The 18,727-nt window shown below is 74.2% G+C and carries 17 protein-coding genes, 1 tRNA gene and 1 pseudogene; 8 read left to right on the plus strand and 11 right to left on the minus strand.

Going from position 1 to position 18,727, the window contains the following annotated elements; translation table 11 throughout:
* Window positions 1-216: 216 nt before the first annotated feature.
* Complete coding sequence (locus ABZ457_RS24960) at window positions 217-1,056, plus strand: methyltransferase domain-containing protein (protein ID WP_359161205.1); 840 nt, start codon at window positions 217-219, stop codon at window positions 1,054-1,056.
* A 48-nt stretch (window positions 1,057-1,104) separates the two neighbouring features.
* Here ABZ457_RS24960 and ABZ457_RS24965 read toward each other — a convergent pair whose 3' ends face one another.
* The 3 genes from ABZ457_RS24965 to ABZ457_RS24975 form a co-directional block, all read right to left on the minus strand.
* A complete protein-coding gene (locus ABZ457_RS24965) occupies window positions 1,105-3,528 on the minus strand; it encodes a SpoIIE family protein phosphatase (protein WP_359161208.1) in 2,424 nt (807 codons plus the stop codon).
* Window positions 3,529-3,911: 383 nt separating this feature from the next.
* Entirely contained in the window at window positions 3,912-4,766 is an 855-nt protein-coding gene (locus tag ABZ457_RS24970; RefSeq protein WP_359161210.1) for a class II fructose-bisphosphate aldolase, read from the minus strand.
* Window positions 4,767-4,819: 53 nt separating this feature from the next.
* Window positions 4,820-5,812 carry an SIS domain-containing protein gene (locus ABZ457_RS24975; RefSeq protein ID WP_359161212.1) on the minus strand — a complete coding sequence of 331 codons (993 nt, stop codon included), beginning with the start codon at window positions 5,810-5,812 and terminating at the stop codon, window positions 4,820-4,822.
* 178 nt (window positions 5,813-5,990) lie between these two features.
* On the opposite strand from ABZ457_RS24975, the gene ABZ457_RS24980 reads away from it, so the two are divergent.
* Window positions 5,991-6,788: a DeoR/GlpR family DNA-binding transcription regulator gene (locus tag ABZ457_RS24980; RefSeq protein WP_359161215.1), complete on the plus strand. Its 798-nt coding sequence runs from the start codon at window positions 5,991-5,993 to the stop codon at window positions 6,786-6,788.
* Between the two features lie 85 nt (window positions 6,789-6,873).
* Here the strand turns inward: ABZ457_RS24980 and ABZ457_RS24985 are convergent, their stop codons facing one another.
* Complete coding sequence (locus tag ABZ457_RS24985; protein ID WP_359161218.1) at window positions 6,874-7,260, minus strand: SsgA family sporulation/cell division regulator; 387 nt, start codon at window positions 7,258-7,260, stop codon at window positions 6,874-6,876.
* Between the two features lie 219 nt (window positions 7,261-7,479).
* Here ABZ457_RS24985 and ABZ457_RS24990 point away from each other — a divergent pair, with 219 nt between their 5' ends.
* Window positions 7,480-8,901: a hypothetical protein gene (locus tag ABZ457_RS24990; protein ID WP_359161221.1), complete on the plus strand. Its 1,422-nt coding sequence runs from the start codon at window positions 7,480-7,482 to the stop codon at window positions 8,899-8,901.
* Window positions 8,898-10,073, plus strand: a complete 1,176-nt coding sequence (locus ABZ457_RS24995) for an MFS transporter (protein ID WP_359161224.1) — start codon at window positions 8,898-8,900, stop codon at window positions 10,071-10,073. The genes ABZ457_RS24990 and ABZ457_RS24995 overlap by 4 nt, the downstream gene beginning before the upstream one ends.
* Here ABZ457_RS24995 and ABZ457_RS25000 read toward each other — a convergent pair.
* Window positions 9,994-10,545, minus strand: a pseudogene (locus ABZ457_RS25000) (hypothetical protein); the annotation flags it as partial. The gene ABZ457_RS24995 and the pseudogene ABZ457_RS25000 sit on opposite strands and share 80 nt — an antisense overlap.
* Window positions 10,546-10,801: 256 nt before the next feature.
* Between ABZ457_RS25000 and ABZ457_RS25005 the strand changes: the two are divergent.
* Window positions 10,802-11,191: a DUF488 family protein gene (locus tag ABZ457_RS25005; protein ID WP_359161227.1), complete on the plus strand. Its 390-nt coding sequence runs from the start codon at window positions 10,802-10,804 to the stop codon at window positions 11,189-11,191.
* An 81-nt stretch (window positions 11,192-11,272) separates the two neighbouring features.
* Here the strand turns inward: ABZ457_RS25005 and ABZ457_RS25010 are convergent, their stop codons facing one another.
* Window positions 11,273-11,788: a DUF309 domain-containing protein gene (locus ABZ457_RS25010; RefSeq protein WP_359161313.1), complete on the minus strand. Its 516-nt coding sequence runs from the start codon at window positions 11,786-11,788 to the stop codon at window positions 11,273-11,275.
* A gap of 146 nt (window positions 11,789-11,934) precedes the next feature.
* On the opposite strand from ABZ457_RS25010, the gene ABZ457_RS25015 reads away from it, so the two are divergent.
* The 3 genes from ABZ457_RS25015 (at window position 11,935) to ABZ457_RS25025 (ending at window position 14,102) form a co-directional block, all read left to right on the plus strand.
* Window positions 11,935-12,008: transfer RNA gene (locus ABZ457_RS25015), tRNA-Pro, on the plus strand.
* 170 nt (window positions 12,009-12,178) lie between these two features.
* Entirely contained in the window at window positions 12,179-12,709 is a 531-nt protein-coding gene (locus ABZ457_RS25020; protein ID WP_359161230.1) for a hypothetical protein, read from the plus strand.
* Window positions 12,710-12,854: 145 nt separating this feature from the next.
* Window positions 12,855-14,102, plus strand: coding sequence for a S1 family peptidase (locus tag ABZ457_RS25025; RefSeq protein ID WP_359161233.1), 1,248 nt, complete (start codon window positions 12,855-12,857; stop codon window positions 14,100-14,102).
* Between the two features lie 26 nt (window positions 14,103-14,128).
* Here the strand turns inward: ABZ457_RS25025 and ABZ457_RS25030 are convergent, their stop codons facing one another.
* The 5 genes from ABZ457_RS25030 to ABZ457_RS25050 form a co-directional block, all read right to left on the minus strand.
* A complete protein-coding gene (locus ABZ457_RS25030) occupies window positions 14,129-14,674 on the minus strand; it encodes a hypothetical protein (protein ID WP_359161236.1) in 546 nt (181 codons plus the stop codon).
* An 86-nt stretch (window positions 14,675-14,760) separates the two neighbouring features.
* Window positions 14,761-15,207, minus strand: coding sequence for a hypothetical protein (locus tag ABZ457_RS25035; protein ID WP_359161239.1), 447 nt, complete (start codon window positions 15,205-15,207; stop codon window positions 14,761-14,763).
* Between the two features lie 35 nt (window positions 15,208-15,242).
* The gene (locus ABZ457_RS25040; RefSeq protein WP_359161241.1) at window positions 15,243-17,021 is read right to left on the minus strand and encodes a HAMP domain-containing sensor histidine kinase; all 1,779 of its coding nucleotides are present in this window, start codon (window positions 17,019-17,021) and stop codon (window positions 15,243-15,245) included.
* Window positions 17,018-17,647 (minus strand): response regulator, encoded by a 630-nt coding sequence (locus tag ABZ457_RS25045; protein WP_359161244.1) that lies wholly within the window; start codon window positions 17,645-17,647, stop codon window positions 17,018-17,020. The genes ABZ457_RS25040 and ABZ457_RS25045 overlap by 4 nt, the downstream gene beginning before the upstream one ends.
* Before the next feature lie 24 nt (window positions 17,648-17,671).
* The gene (locus tag ABZ457_RS25050; protein WP_359161247.1) at window positions 17,672-18,577 is read right to left on the minus strand and encodes a methyltransferase; all 906 of its coding nucleotides are present in this window, start codon (window positions 18,575-18,577) and stop codon (window positions 17,672-17,674) included.
* Between the last annotated feature and the right edge of the window lie 150 nt (window positions 18,578-18,727).

The following is an 18,727-nucleotide window of genomic DNA, read 5'->3' on the forward strand; positions in this document are numbered from 1 at the left end:
CACACATGACGGTGATCTTCGCGAACTCTCAGACCGCGAAGATCACCACCGTCGACTACAAGCAGCAGTTGATCAATTACCCAACACTTTCTGAGACGCAACCGGGGCAGCCCCTCGGCGCACCGACGCGCCGAGGGGCCGTCCCGGCGGCCGTATTGCGGTGAACCGGCGGTGGGTGCCGCTTCGCCGGCCGCTCCCGGGGGGAGGGATGCGGCCATGGACGCGAACGACGCACACACGGGCGGCCGCTACGGCGAGGACGTGTTCCCGCCCGGACAGGCGGGCGAGGGGGAGCGGATCGACCTCGGCGCCCTCGCCTACGACGGGATCACCATGGCACGGCTGCGTGCCCTCGGCGCCGGGCCCGGCTGGCGGTGCCTGGACGTGGGGGCCGGGACCGGGACGGTGTCCCGGCGGCTGCTGACGGAGGCCGGGGTGGCGGGCGTCCTCGCCGTGGACCGGGACGCCCGCTTCCTGCGGGCGGAGGCGGTGCCCGGTCTGGACGTGCTGGAGGCCGACATCACCGCCGACGGCCCCGGTGGCCTCGACACCCTGGGCCCCGCCCGCTTCCGGCTCGTCCACGCGCGCTTCGTGCTGATGCACCTGCCCGAGCGGGAGCGCCTGATCACCCGGCTCGCCCGACTCGTCGAGCCGGGCGGGGTGCTGGTGCTCAGCGACGCGGTCGACCTGACGAGCGACCGCGCGCCCGCCACGCCGTACACCACCGCGATGCGGGCGATGTGGCGGGCGCTGCGGGACACCATCGGCACCGATGTCTCGCCGGTGCCCGCCTATCCGCAGGCGCTGCGCGCGGCCGGGCTGGAGTCCGTCGCCGCCGAGATCCAGGTGCCGCCCCTGCTGCCCGGCAGTCCGCTGAGCCGCTTCTGGGCGGACACCTGGGAGCGGAGCCGGGCGGCGATGCTCGCCACCGGGGCGATCGACGACGCGGGTCTGGACGCGGCGATCCGGTATCTCGGCTCCGAGGAGTGCGCCGCGCTGTCGGCCGGCATGCTCACCGCCTGGGGACACCGGCCCCGGGACGGCGCACCGCGCTGACCCACCGCCCGCCCGCCGCCCCGCCGGCCGTCAGGCGTACCGCGGCCGTCAGGTCTCGTCCGGCGGTGTCACCGGGATCTCCGCCCACACCTGCTTGCCCCCGCTCAGCGGCACCGCGCCCCACGCCGCCGTCGTCGCCTCCACGATCAGCAGGCCCCGGCCGCCCGTCGCGTCCCACTCCACCTGCGGCTTGACCGGGCTGCGCGGGGAGGCGTCGTTCACGGAGACGCGCAGGCGGTCCCCGGAGAGGGTCAGATTGAGCCGGACCTCGCCCTTGGTGTGCGCGATCGCGTTCGTCACCAGCTCGGAGACGACCAGCAGAGCCACGTCCACCTCCTCGCGCACCCCCCACGCCCGCAGGGTGCGGGCCGTGAAGCGGCGGGCGTGCTGGACCGCGTCCGGCAGGCGCCACACCGTCCAGTGGGTGCGCCGGGCGCGCGCCGGGGTGCCGTCGTAGCGCAGCAGCAGCACAGCCACGTCGTCGTCCCGCCTGTTCCCGTCGCCGAGCAGCCCGTCCGCGACGCGGCCGGGGTCGGCGGGGTCCGCGGCGGCCAGGGCCGCCCGGACCCGGGCCATCCCGTCCTCCAGGGACAGCTGCGCCGACTCCACCAGGCCGTCGGTCAGCAGGGTCAGCAGGGTGCCCGGGACGAGCCCCGCCTCGGTCATGGGGAACTCCGCGTCCGCGACCACCCCCAGCGGAGGGCCGCCCTCCACCACCGGCTCCCGGGTCGTGCCGTCCGGGTCCCGCAGCAGCGGTGGCAGATGCCCGGCCCGCACGAACCGCGCCTCGCCCTCCTCCATGTCCAGGTCGACATAGAGACAGGTCGCGAAAAGGTCGGTCTCCATGCCGACCAGCAGCCGGTTCGCCCGTGCCATGACCACGTCCGGCGGGTGGCCCTCCACCGCGTACGCCCGGACCGCCGTGCGCATCTGGCCCATGATGGTCGCCGCGCCCGCGCTGTGGCCCTGGACATCGCCGATCACCAGCGCCACATGCCCGTCGGCGAGCGGGATCACGTCGTACCAGTCGCCGCCCACCTCCAGCCCCCGGGTCGCCGGGAGGTAGCGGGCGACCGCCACCCCGCCCGGCAGCGGGGGCAGTTTGCGCGGCAGCAGGCTGCGCTGGAGCATCGTCGCCAGTTCGTGCCCGGCGTTCAGCGCGTGCGCCCGGGTCAGCGCCTGGCCGACCAGCCCGGCGACCGCCGTCAGCAGCGAGCGCTCCTCGGGGACGAAGGTGTGCGGCTCGTCCCACCCCACCAGGCACACCCCGACCATCCGGCCCTCCGCGGGCAGCGGCAGGACCGCCAGACCGCCCGGCCCGATGCCCCGCAGCCCCTCCTCCAGCCCGCCCGCCGAGGACCACAGGCTCATATGCCCCTCGCGCAGGGCGCTCTGGAGGGTCGGCAGCGCGTGGTACGCGGCGTCCGGCCACTCCGAGCGCCACTCGGACTGCCAGGTGCGGGGCCAGGCGTGGTGGTCGGGCGGGTCGAGCACGGTGACGAACAGCCGGTCCGCCTTCAGCTCCGCGAGCGCGATCCGGTCCGCCCCCAGCGGCCCGCGCAGCGCGGCCACCACCAGTCGGCTCACCTCCCGGACCGTGGTGGCGCCCGCCAGCCGCGCGGACAGCTCCTGCACCAGGGCGACGTCGTCGCTCGTGGGACGCAGATACGCCGCGTCCGCGACCACCCCGAGAATCCGGTCCGGCGCCCCGCCCGTCCCGGGGCACGGCCGGCACCGCACGCCGAGCCAGCGCAGCTCGCCCCCGGGCCGCCGGACCCGGAACGCCAGCTGGGTGCCGGCCGCCGGCAGCTTCCCCGGTTCCACCAGCTCCATCAGGGCGGGCACGTCGTCCGGCACCGCCCGGGCCAGCAGGGTCTCCGCCCGGCCGTCGAACTCGCCGGGGGCGACGCCGAGGAGCCGCAGCATCCGCTCGTCGGCGTCCAGGGCGCCGGTGGCCGGGGTGAGGGTGAACGCCCCGCCGTGCAGCGGGACGAGCGGGTGCCCGACCGCGCCCGGGGTCTCCGCGCGTCCGGCGGTCCGCGCGGTGGCCGCCTCCAGACCGGCCGCCACCTGGTCCGCGTACAGCTCCAGCAGTCCGCGCCGGTCGGCGTCGAAACCGTTCCCGACATCGCCCGCGACCAGCAGGCAGCCCAGCGGCCGTGCCGCCTGGCCCAGCGGGATCGCGCCGACGGAGAACGACGCCGGCCAGGACCCGGACACATGGCGCGGCGCGGAGTCCGGCACGGCCGTGTCGTAGGCGGCCCGTTCCGCCGGGGAGAGCCAGACCGCGCGTCCGCCGCGGAAGGCGTCGGTGGCGGGGGAGCGGCCGGACAGGGCGACGGCGGACGGCAGCCCGTACGTCCCGCCCCGGTCCCCGGCCACCTCCGCGAGCCGCAGCTCGTCGTCTCCCTCCGCCCGCACATAGACGGCGGCGAGCTCGGCCCCGCAGAACGCAAAGTCGTGCCTGGTCAAATTCTGTACCGCCTCCGTGCGCGGACGCGCGTCGCCACACACCCATGCTGCCGCCCGGCTCCGGGCGGCAGCCAGTTGGGAGCAGAAGGTGATGATGCCCCGGGAAGCGGCCCCCGTCAGCCCCCTTCACCGCGAAAGCGGCGCTCTGCACCGCGAACGCCGGGAGTGTCACCGAATGTCGGCGGGGTCGGACCGGGACGGCGGCACATGCCACGGCGTGTCACGGGCGGGTCCCGGCGCCGGGGTGGGCGGCCGGTGGGCCGGGGCGGGCGGCCGGTGGGCCGGGTGCGGGCGCGCTCGGGGGCGTTCGGTGCCGGGGCCCCGGCCGGGCGCGGGCGGGACGGGCGGCCTCCGGGGGCCGGGCCCGTGCGTGGACGGGGGCGTCAGACGGGCAGCGGGGCCCGGTCGCCGTGCAGGACGCGGAGCAGCCGGGCCACCTCCCCGGCCATCGCCTCCCGGGCCGGGCCGAGGTAGCGGCGCGGGTCCGAGAGGCGGTCGTCCGCCGCGAGGGCGGCGCGCGCGGCGCCGGTGAAGGTGCGGTTGAGATGCGTCGCTATGTTGATCTTCCGCATACCGGCGGCCACCGCGCGCACCAGCCCCTCGTCGTCCACCCCCGAGGAGCCGTGCAGCACCAGCGGGACGGGGACGGCCGCCGCCAGCCGGGCCACCAGGTCGAGGTCCAGGACCGCGTCCCGGGTGTGCATCGCGTGCGAACTGCCGACCGCCACGGCCAGCGCGTCGACCCCCGTCGCGGCGGTGAACGCGCGCGCCTCGGCCGGGTCGGTGCGGACCCCGGGGGCGTGGGCGCCGTCCTTGCCGCCGATCTCGCCGAGTTCGGCCTCGATGTGCACCCCGTGGGCGTGGCAGCGGGCGGCCGTCGCCCGGGTCCGGGCGACGTTCTCCTCGTAGGGCAGCTTCGAGGCGTCGAACATGACCGAGGTGAAGCCCAGCGCGAGGGCCTCGTCGACCAGCGCCTCGGACTCCGCGTGGTCCAGGTGCACGGCGACGGGCACGGCCGCCGCGCGGGCCAGCGCCAGCACGGCCAGCCCGATCGGGGCGAGGGAGCCGTGGTAGCGGACGGTGTTCTCGCTGATCTGCGCGATCACGGGCAGCCCGGCGGCCTCGGCGCCCGCGACGATCGCCTCGGCGTGTTCGAGCTGCACCACATTGAACGCGCCGACGCCCCTCCCGGCCTCGGCGGCGGCGCGCAGCAGGGCGTCAGTGGGGGAGAGGGGCATCGAGGTCCTCCGGCAGGGGTGGTCGTACGGGAGCGCGGACGGCGGCCCGGCGGTCAGGCACGGTCCGCGTCCAGGACCACGGAGCGGGTGAGGTTGCGGGGCGTGTCCGGGTCGTGGCCGTGGGCGCGGGCCCGGTGCACGGCGAGGCGCTGGGCGCGGACCAGGTCGGCGAGCGGGTCGCGGTCCGGGTGGTGGCTGTGGTGGCCGCCGGCCGCGCGGATGTCGGCGTCCAGCCCGGGCGGGACGGGGCCCAGCGTCCAGACCGCGCGGCCGGGCGCGGTGATGGCGACCGGGCCGTGCCGGTACTCCATCGCCGGGTACGCCTCGGTCCAGGCGCCGGCCGCCTCGCGCATCTTGAGGGCCGCTTCGAGGGCGAGCCCGTACGTCCAGCCGGTGCCCAGGAAGGTGACCTGCTCGGCCTCGGTGAGCGCTGCGACCAGGGGCTCGGCGAGGGCGTCCTCGGCGTGGCCGGCGGCCGTGGCGAGCGGGGTGAGGCCGTCCGGGGCGGTGCCGTCCGCTTCGAGGTGGGCGCGGAGCAGGGCGAGGGCGGTGGTGGCGAACCGGGTCTGCACGACGGAGCGTTCGTCGGCGAAGGCCAGCGGCAGGGTCTCGTGGGCGGCGCCCGCGACCGGGGTGGCGGGGTCGGCGGTGATCGCGGTGGTGGGGGTGTGCTCACGGACGCGGCCGAGGACGTCCAGCACCTCGGTGGTGGTGCCGGACCGGGTGAGGGCGAGGACCCGGTCGTAGCGGCGGCCGAAGGGGTACTCGGAGGCGGCGAAGGCGTCGGTGTGCCCGCCGCCCCCGGCCTCGCGGAGGGCCGCGTAGGACTGGGCGATGAACCAGGAGGTGCCGCAGCCGACGACCGCGACCCGCTCACCCGGCTTCGGCAGCACCCCGGCGACCTCGGGCAGCAGGGCGGCGGCGCGCCGCCAGCACGCGGGCTGCGAGGCGATCTCCGCCTCGGTGAACGAGGGCCCGGCGGAGGGCCGGGCGGAGGACCCGGCCGTACCGGGGGACGAGGAGGCGGGTGACGGCGTGGCTGTCATCTTCAAGGACTCCTTGTGCGTGAAGCTGCGAGAACAGCGGCACTTTCAAGCAGGTATGAGCATCAGGCGATGGGTGCAGTATTCAGCAGAACCGGTCCCGGGGTCCAGGGCCCCGGTGGGTCGCGGGCGGGGGCTAGCGTGTCGGTGCGCAGTCCCAGGTCCAGGAGGAGTCCGACACATGTCCAAGCACGAGCGGTGGAACGCCCTTCTGGAGCTGCTGGCCGCCGCGGGCCGGGTCGAGGTCGAGGAGGCCGCCGCCACCCTCGCGGTCTCGCCCGCCACCATCCGCCGTGACCTGGACGAACTCGCCGAGCAGCAGATGCTGGTGCGCACCCGGGGCGGGGCGGTGGCCCACGGCGTCTCCTATGAACTCCCGCTGCGCTACAAGTCCTCCCGGCACGCCTCCGAGAAGCAGCGCATCGCCGCCGCGGTGAGCGAACTCGTCGCCGAGGGCGAGGTGGTGGGGCTGAACGGCGGGACCACCACCACCGAGGTCGCCCGCGGCCTCGCCCTGCGCGCCGGCGGCGCCCGCCGCGAGACGCCCGACGCGGCGGGGCCGGTCTTCACCGTCGTCACCAACGCCCTCAACATCGCCGGGGAACTCGCCGTCCGCCCCCAGATCAAGATCGTGGTCACCGGCGGGGTGGCGCGCCCCCAGACCTATGAACTCGTCGGCCCGCTGACCGGCGGGGTGCTGAACGAGGTCGTCCTCGACGTCGCCGTCCTCGGCGTCGACGGCATCGACCCCGCGCTGGGCGTGATGACGCATCAGGAGGACGAGGCGAGCATCAGCCGTCTGTTCGCCGAGCGGGCGCGCCGGGTCGTGGTCGTCACCGACTCCTCGAAGATGGGCCGCCGCGCCTTCGCCCGGATCTGCGGCCTGGAGAGCATCGACGTGGTCGTCACGGACTCGGCGATCCCGGCGGAGGTGGCCGCGCGGCTGAAGGACGCGGGCATCAAGGTCGTCACGGTCTGACGGACCGTCCGGGCCGCGCCCCCGGTCCGGTCCGGTCCGCGCCCCGGGGCCGGTCCGGTCCGCGCCCCGGGGCCGGCGCCCGGCTCTACGGCCCCGGCGGCACCGCCAGGCTCTCCCGCCCCGGCGGCACCAGCCGCATCGTCCGTTCCAGCCATGCCGTCAGCGCCGTCGCCGGGGCCCGCAGCACCGCCGTGCCCTCACCGGTCGCCAGCAGCAGGCAGACCGTCTCCCGGCCGCCCACCCGGGCCGGCCAGATCCGCACGTCACCCGCCCCGCTCGGCCGGTACACCCCGTCGATCAGCAGCTCCCGCCCGAAGGTCCACCGCACCGGGTGCGGGGTGTCGATGTGGAAGGCGATGTGCACCGCGTACGGGTCGCCGGCCCGGTAGGTCAGCCGGGTGGGTACGGGCACCGGCGTCCGCGCCCCCGGCTGGGCCGCCAGCACGAGTTCGAACTCCAGCTCACGCTCCACTGCCGGGAGTGCTTCCGGCGCATCTTTCCGGAAACGGACGCTGCGTGCAGGCACTTGACGGTGCTCCTCACCCATGAGTGCGGTCTTCTCACGACCCACCAACGCGACCGGGCGCCCCCCGGATAGCGTCCGGCGGCGGCAGGGTCGCTTAGACCGCTTAACGGCCGCCCGCCGCCCGCTGACGGGCGGCGGAGGAGCCCCGCAGGAACGGAGTGCCGAGTGCCCCCGAGGAACGAGCGCCTGGCGCGCGCCGTCCGCGAGTCCGGCTACAGCTACGCCGAACTCGCCCGCCGCGTGCGGGAGATCGCCGCCGAGAACGGGACCGCCACCCGCACCAACTCCTCGGCCGTCGCCCACTGGGTCGCCGGCACCCGCCCGGCCCGCGCCACCGCCGGCCTGATAGCGGAGGCGCTCTCGCGCCGCCTGCCCGCCCCCGTCTCACCCGCCTCCCTCGGTCTGCTCCCCGACCGCACCGGCGACCCCGACGGCGGCCCGCCCGGCGACACCCCGGGAGACCATCCGCTCGACGCGCTCGACGGCCTCACCGGCGCCGACCTCCAACGCACCACCTGGGCCCGCACCGTCCCCTACAGCGTCGCCGCCGCCCGCCTCGCGCTCGCCGCCCCGCCGGCCGACGCGCTCCCGGCGTGCGGCGCCTCCCCGGACCGCGAGGCCGAGCCGCCGCTCCGGCCGGGCGCGGCCGGGGCCACCGAGGTGGCCGCCGTCCGCGACATGGCCCGCCTGTTCACCGCGATCGACGAGCGGTACGGCGGACAGCACGGCCGCTCCGCGCTGGTGCGCTACCTCCGCGACGACGTGACCCCCCTGTGCCGGGCCCGCTTCCGCAGCGAGGAGCACCACCGCGCGATGCTGTCGGCCGCCGCCTCGGTCGTCTACCTGGCGGGCTGGAAGGCGTACGACGCGGGCGAACAGGGCCTCGCCCAGCGCTACTACCTCCAGGCGTACGCCCTCACCCGCGAGGCCGGGAACGACCAGCACACCGCGTTCGTGCTCCGGGTCCTCGCCCACCACGGCATGGAGACCGGCCGTCCCGAGCACGCCCTCGACCTCGTCGACGAGGCGCTGCGCCGGGCCGGGGGCCGCTCCGATCCCGCGACCGAGTCCCTGTACGTGGTGACCCGGGCCCGGGCCCTCGCGATGGCCGGGCGGGCCCGGGAGGCGGTCGCGGAGGCGGCCCGCGCGGCGCGGCTGGTGGAGGGGGCGGACGAACGCGAGATGCCGTGGTGGGCGGGGCTCTGGGGTTCCCCGGGCGCCTGCGTCGGCAACCACACCGCGAAGGCCGCCGAGCACCTGGGCGCGTTCGAGCTCGCCGAACGGCACTTCAGCCACGCCGCCTGGAGCCGTGGCGGGGCGAGCGGCGGCCGGCGCCGTATCACCGCCCTCAGCGTCGCCCACACCGGCTCGATGCAGTGCCGGCAGGGGCTGGTCGAACGGGCCTGCGAGACCTGGACGGAGGCGCTCGACCTGATGGACGGCGTCCGCTCCGCCCGCGTCCGCCGCGCCGTCGCCGAGATGCGCCGGGACCTCGCCCCCTACCGGAACCGCCGGGTCCAGGCCGTCGCCGAGCTGGAGGAACGCATCCGGGAGTGGTCCAACGGGACCGAGGGGGCGGAGGCATGAGCGTTCCGCGCACGCCCCGGCGGCCCTCGGCGGCCCGGGGCGCGGTCAACCGCGTCACCACGGCCGCACTGATCGGCACCGTGATCGAGTTCTACGACTTCGCCCTCTACGCCACCGCCGCGGCCCTCGTCCTCGGGCCCGTCTTCTTCCCCGAGGCCGCGCCCGCCACCGCGACCCTCGCCGCCTTCGGCACCTTCGCCACCGGCTTCGTCGCCCGGCCGCTGGGCTCACTCCTCTTCGGACACATCGGGGACCGCTTCGGGCGCCGGGCGGTGCTGCGGTCCACCGTCCTGGTGACCGGGCTCGCCACCCTGGCGATCGGGCTGCTCCCCGGGTACGACCGGATCGGCACGGCAGCGCCCGTCTGCCTCGTGCTGCTCCGGTTCGTCCAGGGCCTCGGTATCGGCGGCGAGTGGACCGGGGCGGTGCTCCTCGCGGGCGAGCACGCGCCGCCCCGGCACCGCGGGCTGTGGGCCTCGCTGCCGCAGACGGGACCGGCCCTCGGCTTCCTCCTCGCCAACGGCTGCGTCCTCGTGCTCTCCGCCGCCCTGACCGCCGAGCAGTTCACCTCCTGGGGCTGGCGCATCCCCTTCTGGTGCGGCGGCCTCCTCGCCGTCGCGGGCTATCTGCTGCGCTCCGCCGTCACCGAGACCCCGGTTTTCGCCCGGCTGACCGGCGACGGCAGCCGCGCCGCCGCGCCCGTCCGGGAGGTCCTGCGCCGGCACGGGCCACGGGTCCTCCTCGTCGCGGGCGCGGTGACCTGCACCTACGCCGTCCACTACACGGCCACCACCTGGGCCATGGCGCATGTCACCGGCCGGGGCATCGCCACGGCGACCGCCACCCTGCTCTGCCTGATGGCGGCGATGGCCGTGATGGCGGCGGCCACCCCGGTCGCCGCCGCCCTGGGCGACCGCTGGGGCGCCCGCCGGATGAGCCTGGCGGGCTGCGTCGCGATGGCGCTCTGCACAGTCCCGTACGTGGGGCTGCTGGGCCGGGGCGGGCTGCCGGTGCTCTGGGCGTCGACCACCGTCCTCCTGCTGGCGCTGATCACGATGCTCGGCGTCCAGGGCCGGTTCGTACCGGGCCAGTTCACGCCCCGGCTGCGGACGACCGGCACCGCGCTCTCCTACAACCTCGGCGCGGTCCTCGGCGGGGCGCCACCCCGCTGATCGAGACCCGCCTGGCACTGGGCGCGGGGTCGGGCGCGCCGTGGGCGGTCGCCGCGTATGTGGTGGGGGTGTGCGGGGTGAGCCTGCTGTGCCTGCTGCGGCTCCCGGAGGTCCCGTCGGGAGAGGCCCCGCCGGAGGTCCCCGGGCCGCGCGGGGCCGGCACGACGGCCGGGCGGGGCGTGTCGGCCCCGACGGAGGGACGGGCCGTGTCGGACGAGGCCCGCTGAGCGCCGCCCCGGGTCAGCAGCACCACTCCGCGCGCCGCCAGGGCCGCCGAGGCGACCGCCGCCGACCAGCCCCACGCCCCGCCCCGGAACGACTCGCCGAGCAGGGCCACGCCGATCACCGTCGCGGCCGCCGGATTCGACAGGTTCACCAGGGCCAGCGGCGCGGCCAGCCCGCCCCGGTACGCGGCCTGGGACAGCAGCAGCCCACCCACCGCGAACGCGGCGACGAGCACCGCGACCAGAACGGTCAGCCACCAGGCCGGCGCACCGCCGGGCAGCGCACGCGTCAGGGCCGCCGTCACGGTCCGGGGGACGACGCCGTTCACCGGGGCACGCTCCCCACGGGGGCGCGCCCGGGCGCGGCCGCGGCTGCCGACACGGTTTCCGGTCCGCGAGGGGCGGGCCTCCCCGGATTCGTGGAGGCCGTCCTCTTCCCGGCCCTCGGCCTGCCCGCCGCCGGTCCCGGTAGCAGCCCCGAGCCCGGCCGGTGACCCTGGAGGCATGACGCGACAGCCCGGCACGGTCAGAATCCGCAGGGTCTACGAGGACCCCTCCGACGACGACGGCGTACGCCTCCTCGTCGACCGCCTCTGGCCCCGCGGCCTCGCGAAGACCCGCGCCCGGCTGGACGAATGGCCCAAGGCGCTCACCCCGTCCACGGAACTGCGGCGCTGGTACCACGGCCCGGACGGGGAGTTCGGCGAATTCCGGCGCCGCTACGAGCAGGAGCTGGCCGAGCCGCCGGCGGCCGACGCGTTGCGGAAGCTGCGTGCGGTGGTGGCGGACCGTCCGGTGACCCTGCTGACGGCGTCCAGGGACGTGGACACCAGCCATGCGGAGGTCCTGCGGGAGATCCTGACGGACCCGGACCCGGACGCGCCGGCCGGCTAGACCGCCGCCCGGTCCCTTCGGGCCGGCCCCCGCCCGTCAGCCCGTGACCGGGCCCGGGCCCGGCGCTCCGGCCCTTCCCCGTCAGTCCGTGACCGGGCCCCCGCCGCCCGTCAGCCGGGGCGCCTCGGCCACCGGGTCCACCGGCGGCGCGGGCCGCCGTCCCGCGTCCGCCGTCACCCGTTCCGCCAGTTCCTCCGCCCACCGCCGCAGGGCCCGGACGTCGATGCCGTACGGGTCGGGCCGGCCGGCGATCCGGTCCGCGCCCCGGCGCAGCAGCCGCGCGCCGCCCCCGTTGTTGCCGCGTGCCGCGTGTGTGAGCCCGACGGCGAGCTGCGCCAGCCCCTGCCACAGGTCCCGCTCCTCCTCGGGCCCGGACTTCCACGCGTCCTCGAACACCTCGTGGGCGTGGAACGGCATCCCCGCGTCCAGCAGCCGCTGCGCCTCCGCCAGCGTCTCGGCCGGTGCCCGCTCCACCCCCTCCGGCTGCCGTGCCACCCCGGCGGCACCGTACGGCAGCGGCCGCCCGAGCCCGTCCCGGGGACGGGCGTTGCGCGCCCTGCCCTCGGTGTCGCGGTCCCTGTCCTCCGTGCCGTCCATGCCGTCCATGGCTTCCATTGTCCCGCGCCGGTGCCTCCCCAGGCCCCCGGCCCGGCCACGCGCCACCTCGCACCGGGGCCCGGACAGAGTGTTGTATGGTTTCTCTTGCGTGTTCGGCCGGGGGAAACCCCAGGTCAACAGGACACCGGGACGTGGCGCAGCTTGGTAGCGCACTTGACTGGGGGTCAAGGGGTCGCAGGTTCAAATCCTGTCGTCCCGACGTGTTGTTCGGGAAGTGAGGTCCCGCCGGAGGCATCCGGTGGGACCTCGGTTCGTTTCCGGATGGTTGAGCAGGGATTGCTCACACGCCCCGTCCGTCACGGGTGTCTCCTGGCAAGGAGTACCGGATCGCGGCAGCGGCCCCGCGCCGCGGGACGGGAGGAGCGAGCCGTGTTCGACCCCGCAACCGTGTTCACCAGCACCAGCACGCTGTTCACCCTTGAACGCCTGGGCCCCGCCCAGCGCCGCACCGTGGAGCGCCATGTCCGCCGCTGGGACGCCGGTGCGCGGGCGCCCGGGGGCCTGCGCCGCATGCCCGGCTGCCTCACCGACGTGGCTCCCGTACCCGTGTACGCGGGTGCGCCGCGCCCCGTCTCCGGATACCTCGCGGACGCCGTCGCCCGCGCCCAGCGGCAGTTCGTCCTCCTCACCCCCGACTCAGCAGTGGTCTGCGTCTGGTGCCGGGGCGAGGAGCCGGTGGTGCGCTCCGCCCACTACGCCGACATCTCCGTTCGCCGGTTGGAGACCGATTCCGCGGGCTACGCGGGCCTCATGGCGACCGGCCTGTGGACGCCCGAGCGCGGCGCGGGCGGCCGCGAGGCCGGTCCGGGGCGCCGCCCCGCCGCCCTGCTGCTCCATTTCGGAGGGGACGCCCCGGGCCGGTCCTTCGGTGCCGAACTCGGGGCGCGGGCCGGCCGCTGAGACGCCCCGTGCCCCGCCGTGCCCCGGGCGCGATTGAGCAGTCATTGCTCTGATATTGGCCGGGCGGTGCCGGAAAAATCATCCTGAACCGATCACTCCCCCGTTTCACCGGAAACGGGGGTCTTTCTGCATGTGAGGATCACTGATGAAGACCGGAAAGCTCCTCGGCTCCCTCGCCCTGGTCGCCGCGACCGTCGGCGCGAGCGGTCACGCCCTGGCACCGGCCGCCGCCGCCTCGCCCGCCGGAGCGGGCCAGGCGCGCGCGGCCGCTGCCGTCCTGGGCGTGACCGAGGCCGAGGCGCAGCGTCGCCTGGACGCCCAGCCCGAGCAGACCGAGACGGCCGAGCGCCTGATCAAGGAACTCGGCGAGGCGCAGGCGGGCGCCTGGATCGACACCGAGAGCGGGGAGTTGAAGGTCGGCGTCCTCGACGAGGCGGGCGCCGAACACGTCCGCGAGGCCGGTGCCGTGCCCGTCCTCGTGAAGCGGTCCGCCGCGGAACTCGACCGCGTCCGCGAGTCCCTGGACGAGTACGCCCGGGGGAAGAAGACCGGCGGCCACGCCTGGGCCGTGGACGTCCCCACCAACACGGTCCTGGTCACCGTCGCCGACAACGCCGACCCCGAGGAGTCCGAGCGGCTGCTGGCCCACGCAGGCAAGCATGGGGAGTCGGTGCGCGTGGAACGCCTGGACGGAGCGATGGTGTCCAACGGCATCGACGTACGCGGCGGCGAGAAGATCACCGCGCGGGGCAACAGCGGCCAGGAACTGCACGACTGCTCCGTCGGCTTCAGCGCTGTCGACCGGATCTTCGGCATGCACCAGTTCTTGACCGCAGGCCACTGCATGGAGCCCGCCATCGCGGAATGGCGCAAGAACGGCCTTCTGCTGGGCCACGCCATCGCGACCGCGTACCCGGGCAACGACTACGCGTCGATCCTGCACGGCAACCTCCTGTCCTGGAACACCTCCGGCTACGTCGTCGGGGAGGGCGGCGCCGCGCTGCCGATCCGCGGCCATGTGGCCGGCTCGCACCTGGCCGGATCGCTGGTGTGCAAGTCGGGCCAGAAGACGGGCTGGACCTGCGGCACCATCACCAACAACAACGTGACCAACGACTACGGCGACGGGCCGGTCCACGGCAACGTGCGCACGGGCCTCTGCTCGGAGACCGGGGACAGCGGCGGCTCGGTCGTCAAGAACGGCCGGACGACCGCCAACCCGCGCTGGCTGGCGGCCGGCCTGGTGAGCGGTGGCGTCAGCTACCGCAAGACGGCGAACGGGCCCAAGATCTACTGCGGCGCCAAGGTCGGGCAGCTCTCGGTGAACTTCTACCAGCCCATCGAGGAGGTCCTCACCAACCTCAACCTGAACCTGGTGACCGTGCCGGAGTAGGCGCGCACGGCAGGCGCCGGGCGGGCTCAGAACACGCCGAACATCCATGTGCCCGGCGCCGCCGGATCGGTCCCGCAGTAGAAGTCCCGGCTGTGTGCGAGGAACTCCTCGCGTCCCAGCCGCAGCCGGCCGGTCGGCGCCAGGCGGCGCACCGCCTCCAGGGCCGCGTCCCGGGGGACGCCGTACCCTGCCAGGAAGCGGCAGTAGTCCCGTTCGTCCAGGAAGCCGTCGCGGTCGATGTCGCACACCTCGAAGACGAGTTCGCCGACGGCCGCCATGCCGTGGTCGAACGCCTCCGGCCGGCCGGCGAGGCGGTCGCACATGACGGCGGTGAACTCCTTGCGGCCGATGCCGTACGGAGCCCCGGCCGCCCGCGCGAGGCTCCGGTGGGCCGCCCGGTACGCCTCCACGAGACGGCGCCCCGACCCGAGGTCGGGGCGCGTTCCGCTGAGCGCGCACATCCGGGTGGCCGCCTCCTCGTAGTCCTCGGGTTCCAGCAGCCCGCTCCCGTTGACGTCGAGGGTGACGAACCGCCTGCCGTACTTGTCTTCGAGAAACTCGTTCAAGTCCATGAAAAGGCACCTTTTCCCGGATGTGAGGGTGTCTGCCTTCCCCAGGGAATGCCCGTCGGCTCTCCAGGGGGGTGAGCAGCCGCTGCTCAGACCAGCGCGGGTTCCTGCGCCCGGGCGGAGAACTTGAGCTCCACGACTTCGCGCATGGTCCGGACGGTCTCGGCGGGAATGCCGAGTCGAGTCTCCAGGTCGAGCAGCAGACCGGCCTCCTCACGCCCCGGAGGGCCGCCCGCATGGGCGAGTTCGAGACAACAGCAGTAGGTCTTCAGCCGCAGCTCGGGACAGGAGATCCGTTCGACCTCGCGCACCGCCTGGTCGAGGCTGCCTCCCGCCCCGGAGGCCAGTTCCTTCGCGGCGCGGTAGTAGCGCTGGAAGTCGCGCCCGAAGAACTCGGGCAGGGCCTTGGCGTAGGACTCCACGAGGGCGATCTGCTGCGAGGCCATGGCCTTGTCTGCGAAGCAGACCAGCATCATGGCGTGCACCATGGCGACCTTCTGCTCCGTCTCCTGCGGGGTTTCCGTCTGTACCGGCATGGTTCGGCGGTTCCTTTCTGGGGGCCCGGGGCACGTCAGGCCAGGGCGTACACGTCGTGCGTGGTGCCGGGAGCGGCTTCCTTGCAGACCAACGGGAGGTCGATGACGAACTTCGTGCCCTCGCCGGGCCCGCTCTCGCAGGAGATGGCGCCGTCGAGGAGGTTGGTCACGATGTTCTGGATGATGGCCAGCCCGAGACCGGTGCCGCCGAGCTCCCTTCCGGATGTCACGAAGGGCTCGAACATACGGGGCTTGATCTCCTCGCTGACCCCGCGTCCGTGGTCGGCGAAGGTGACACGGAAGCCGCTGTCGTCCGCAGCCCGGTTCAGCGCGATGTCCACGGGCCCGCCTGTCCCCGGCTCGTAGGCGTAACGCATCGCGTTCTGGAGGAGGTTGACGAGGATCTGGCTCAGATGGCCGGGGAACCCCTGCCACACCAGGTCGGTGTCAGGGTCGGCGTCCACCGAGACCGTGATCGCGTTCTTCTTCAGCTCCGGCCCGATGGTCTCCACGCAGTCGTCGACGATGGACCGGAGGTCCACGGAGGTCGGCTGGTCGGAGAGCTGGGAGGAGGAGAGCTTGCGGAAGCTCTGGATGAGTCGGTGGGCGCGATCGAGGTTCTTGTTCATCAGGCGTACGGACTCCCTGAGGTCGTCCACGGCCTCGGCCACCGTCGCCGCCTCGGTCTCCGGAAGCGCGGTGAGCACCTCGTCCGACAGGTTGCCGACCATGGAGCCGGCCGTTCGGGCCACACCGAGAGGGGTGTTCAGCTCGTGCGCGACGCCCGTCACCATCGCGGCGATGCTCTCCAGGCGGTCCTGGTACATCTCGTCGCGCATGCGCTGCTCGCGGCTGAGCCGCTCCCGCAGGCGCAGCGTCGAGTACGCGATGCACCAGTTCTCGATGAACAGCCGGGCGTCGGCGGCCAGATCGCGCCGGGTGTTGTCCGACAGCGCCGTGTCCGCGACGAAGACCAGCCCGCCCGGGGCGGGTGGCGGAGCCGCGCCGCGGGCCGCCGACGGCACGGACCCGTCCGCGTCCCCGTGCTTCTCCTCGCGCGCCTCGAAGGCGATGGCGAAGTACCGTTCGTCCAGGCCGATCCGGGGCCCGGGGTGGTCCACCATGAGCGGCAGTCCCTCGTGGTGAGCGCGGCGCAGCGCGGCGTGGAACTCCTCGCGGCGGTCGTCGAACCGGTGCGACTTCCCGGTGGCGATGACGGCGTCGCCCGTCGCCCCCAGGTCGTAGTTGAAGACGGTCGTGCAGTTGTGCTTCAGCTCCAGGAACTGGAGCGCCTCGCCCATGAAGACCTTGAGGTCGTCCGCGGTGCTGACGTGCTGGAGCGCCTTGGTGAAGCTCTGGAGCTGCTTGCCGTACGCGAGGAGGGTGGAGATGTCCTGGGAACTGCGCAGACAGGCGCGAACCACGGAGAAGAGCTTGGCCGGGTCCATGTCCAGCTTGTGCAGGTAGTAGTCGATGTCGTACTCGTTGAGGACGGTCTCTTCGGGGACCGTCCCCGCCTGCCCGGTCCGCAGGACGATGCGGGTGGAGCGGGGGCAGACCGTGCGTATCGTCCGGCAGAGGTCGAGGCCGGAGTCCTGCCGCTCCATGACCACGTCCACCACGGCGACATGGAAGACGGCGCCTCGGTGGAGCAGTTCCTCGGCCTCGGCCTGGCTGTGGACGCTGGTCAGTTCGAAGCCCTGGTCCCGCCAGAGCTTGTTCTTGAGGACCAGACGGGTGACGGAGTGCACGTCTGGGTCGTCGTCGACCACCAGGACCCGCCAGGAATTCGGGCCTTGCTGCTTGCCGCTCATCGTCCGGCACCTCCGGCGGTCCCCTCGGTGGCGCCCGAGCCGAAGTCGAAGGCGCGTTCCTCCCGGAAGCCGGCCCAGGTGCCCTCGCCGCTGATCTCCCGCACGCTCTCGTGGACCGACTCCAGGCTGCTGCGCCGGGACTCCAGGGCCACCAGTTCGTCGTAGGACTTGAGCGCGGTGCGGATCATGGTGGTGAGGCGCAGGGAGGTCAGATCGGCCTTGGGGAGGTACCCGTCGATCCCGTAGTCGCGGACCACGGCCTCCTCCGGGGCGCGGCCGGGCTGTCCGGTGCGGAGCAGGATGCGCACGAAGGCATTCCCGAGCTCCTCACGGATCGCCCGGCAGGCGTCGAGGCCGGCGTGGTCGGACTCCATCACCACGTCGAGCAGGAGGACCGCCACCTCGGGCTCCCGCTGGAGGACGCGGAGCGTCTCGGCGGCCGAGTGGGCGGACAGGATGCGCAGTCGGCGCCCGTTGTGGACCAGGGGGCGCAGGGCGATCCGGGTGATGTGGTGGACGTCCTCCTCGTCGTCGGCGACCAGCACGACATAGGGGTCGGGCCGGGGCGGCTCGTCCTTCGGGAGGTCGGCTGCCGGGTGCGGCGTCCGTACGGTGCTGGCGGACATCGTTGTCTCCGGTTCCTCTCGGGGTCAGGGCTTGGTGGCGCGCAGCAGGATCTGCGGGTACGTGGCCACGAAGGCGCTGCTGTGGCGCTCGGCGTCCTCGGCGAAGCGCATCTCGATGGAGCGCAGCACGTCACCCGGCAGCAGGTCCGGCCGGGTGTGGTGCAGGACCCGGGACGCCTGGGTGAACAGCTCCAGGAAGTCCTCGCCCATCTCGACGTTGTTGCGGAGGACGATGTCGAAGTCGCGCACCGTGAACCCGGCGTCGGTGAGCAGCGCGGGGAGCTTGCGGCCGACGGCCCCGTCGCTGCCGCCGGCCTCGTAGACGCGGGACCAGGCGTCCGTGGCCGCGGCGTACGGGGGCCAGGCGCCGCCGCCGGTGAAGAAGGAGTGGTCCTCCTCGATGACGAAGACCTGGCCGCCCGGGGGCAGCGCCTCGTACACCGCCTTCAGGAGGGGAGTGGGGTCGGACATGTGCTGGAGGACGAACCGGAGGATGCACTGGTCGAAGCCGACGCCAAGGCGCTCGGGCAGTGGGTCGACGCCGACGGTGCAGATGTCGATGCCGTAGTTCCTGGGGGCGGAGGCGGCGTCGAAGCGGGCGACCAGGTTCTCGTTCGCCTCCAGCCCGTACACCGGGGTGTCGGGGAAGCTGCGGCTCAGGAAGGCGCCGAAATTGCCGTCGCCGCTGCCGGGCTCGATGACGCCGACGCTGTCCCGCCCGAACCCCTTGGAGCGCAGCCATGCCGTCTCCCGGGGGCCGAGCACCCGGGTCTGCAGGTCCAGCATCCGGCCCCACTCGCGCAGCAGGTCCGGGTCCTCGATGTTGTCCATGATCCCCAGCGTCAACCAGGGGTTGTCGTCGTCGTCGACGATGTTCTGGAGGTGGCTGCCGGAGAGATCGAGTTCGGGCAGGTCGAACGTTTCGCGCATGAGGTCCCTTTCACCTGTCGCCGACCCGTCGGTCGGCTCTGTCGGGGTACCGGTGTCGGTTCCTCGACCCTGGCAAGGGACGTGCGGGGCGCAGGAGAGTAATTTGTACCCAGAGCCCCCGTTCGAAACTCTCTTCGCATGTGATGGCTT

It is taken from the genome of Streptomyces sp. NPDC005805 (assembly GCF_040630445.1).
Taxonomy (GTDB): domain Bacteria; phylum Actinomycetota; class Actinomycetes; order Streptomycetales; family Streptomycetaceae; genus Streptomyces.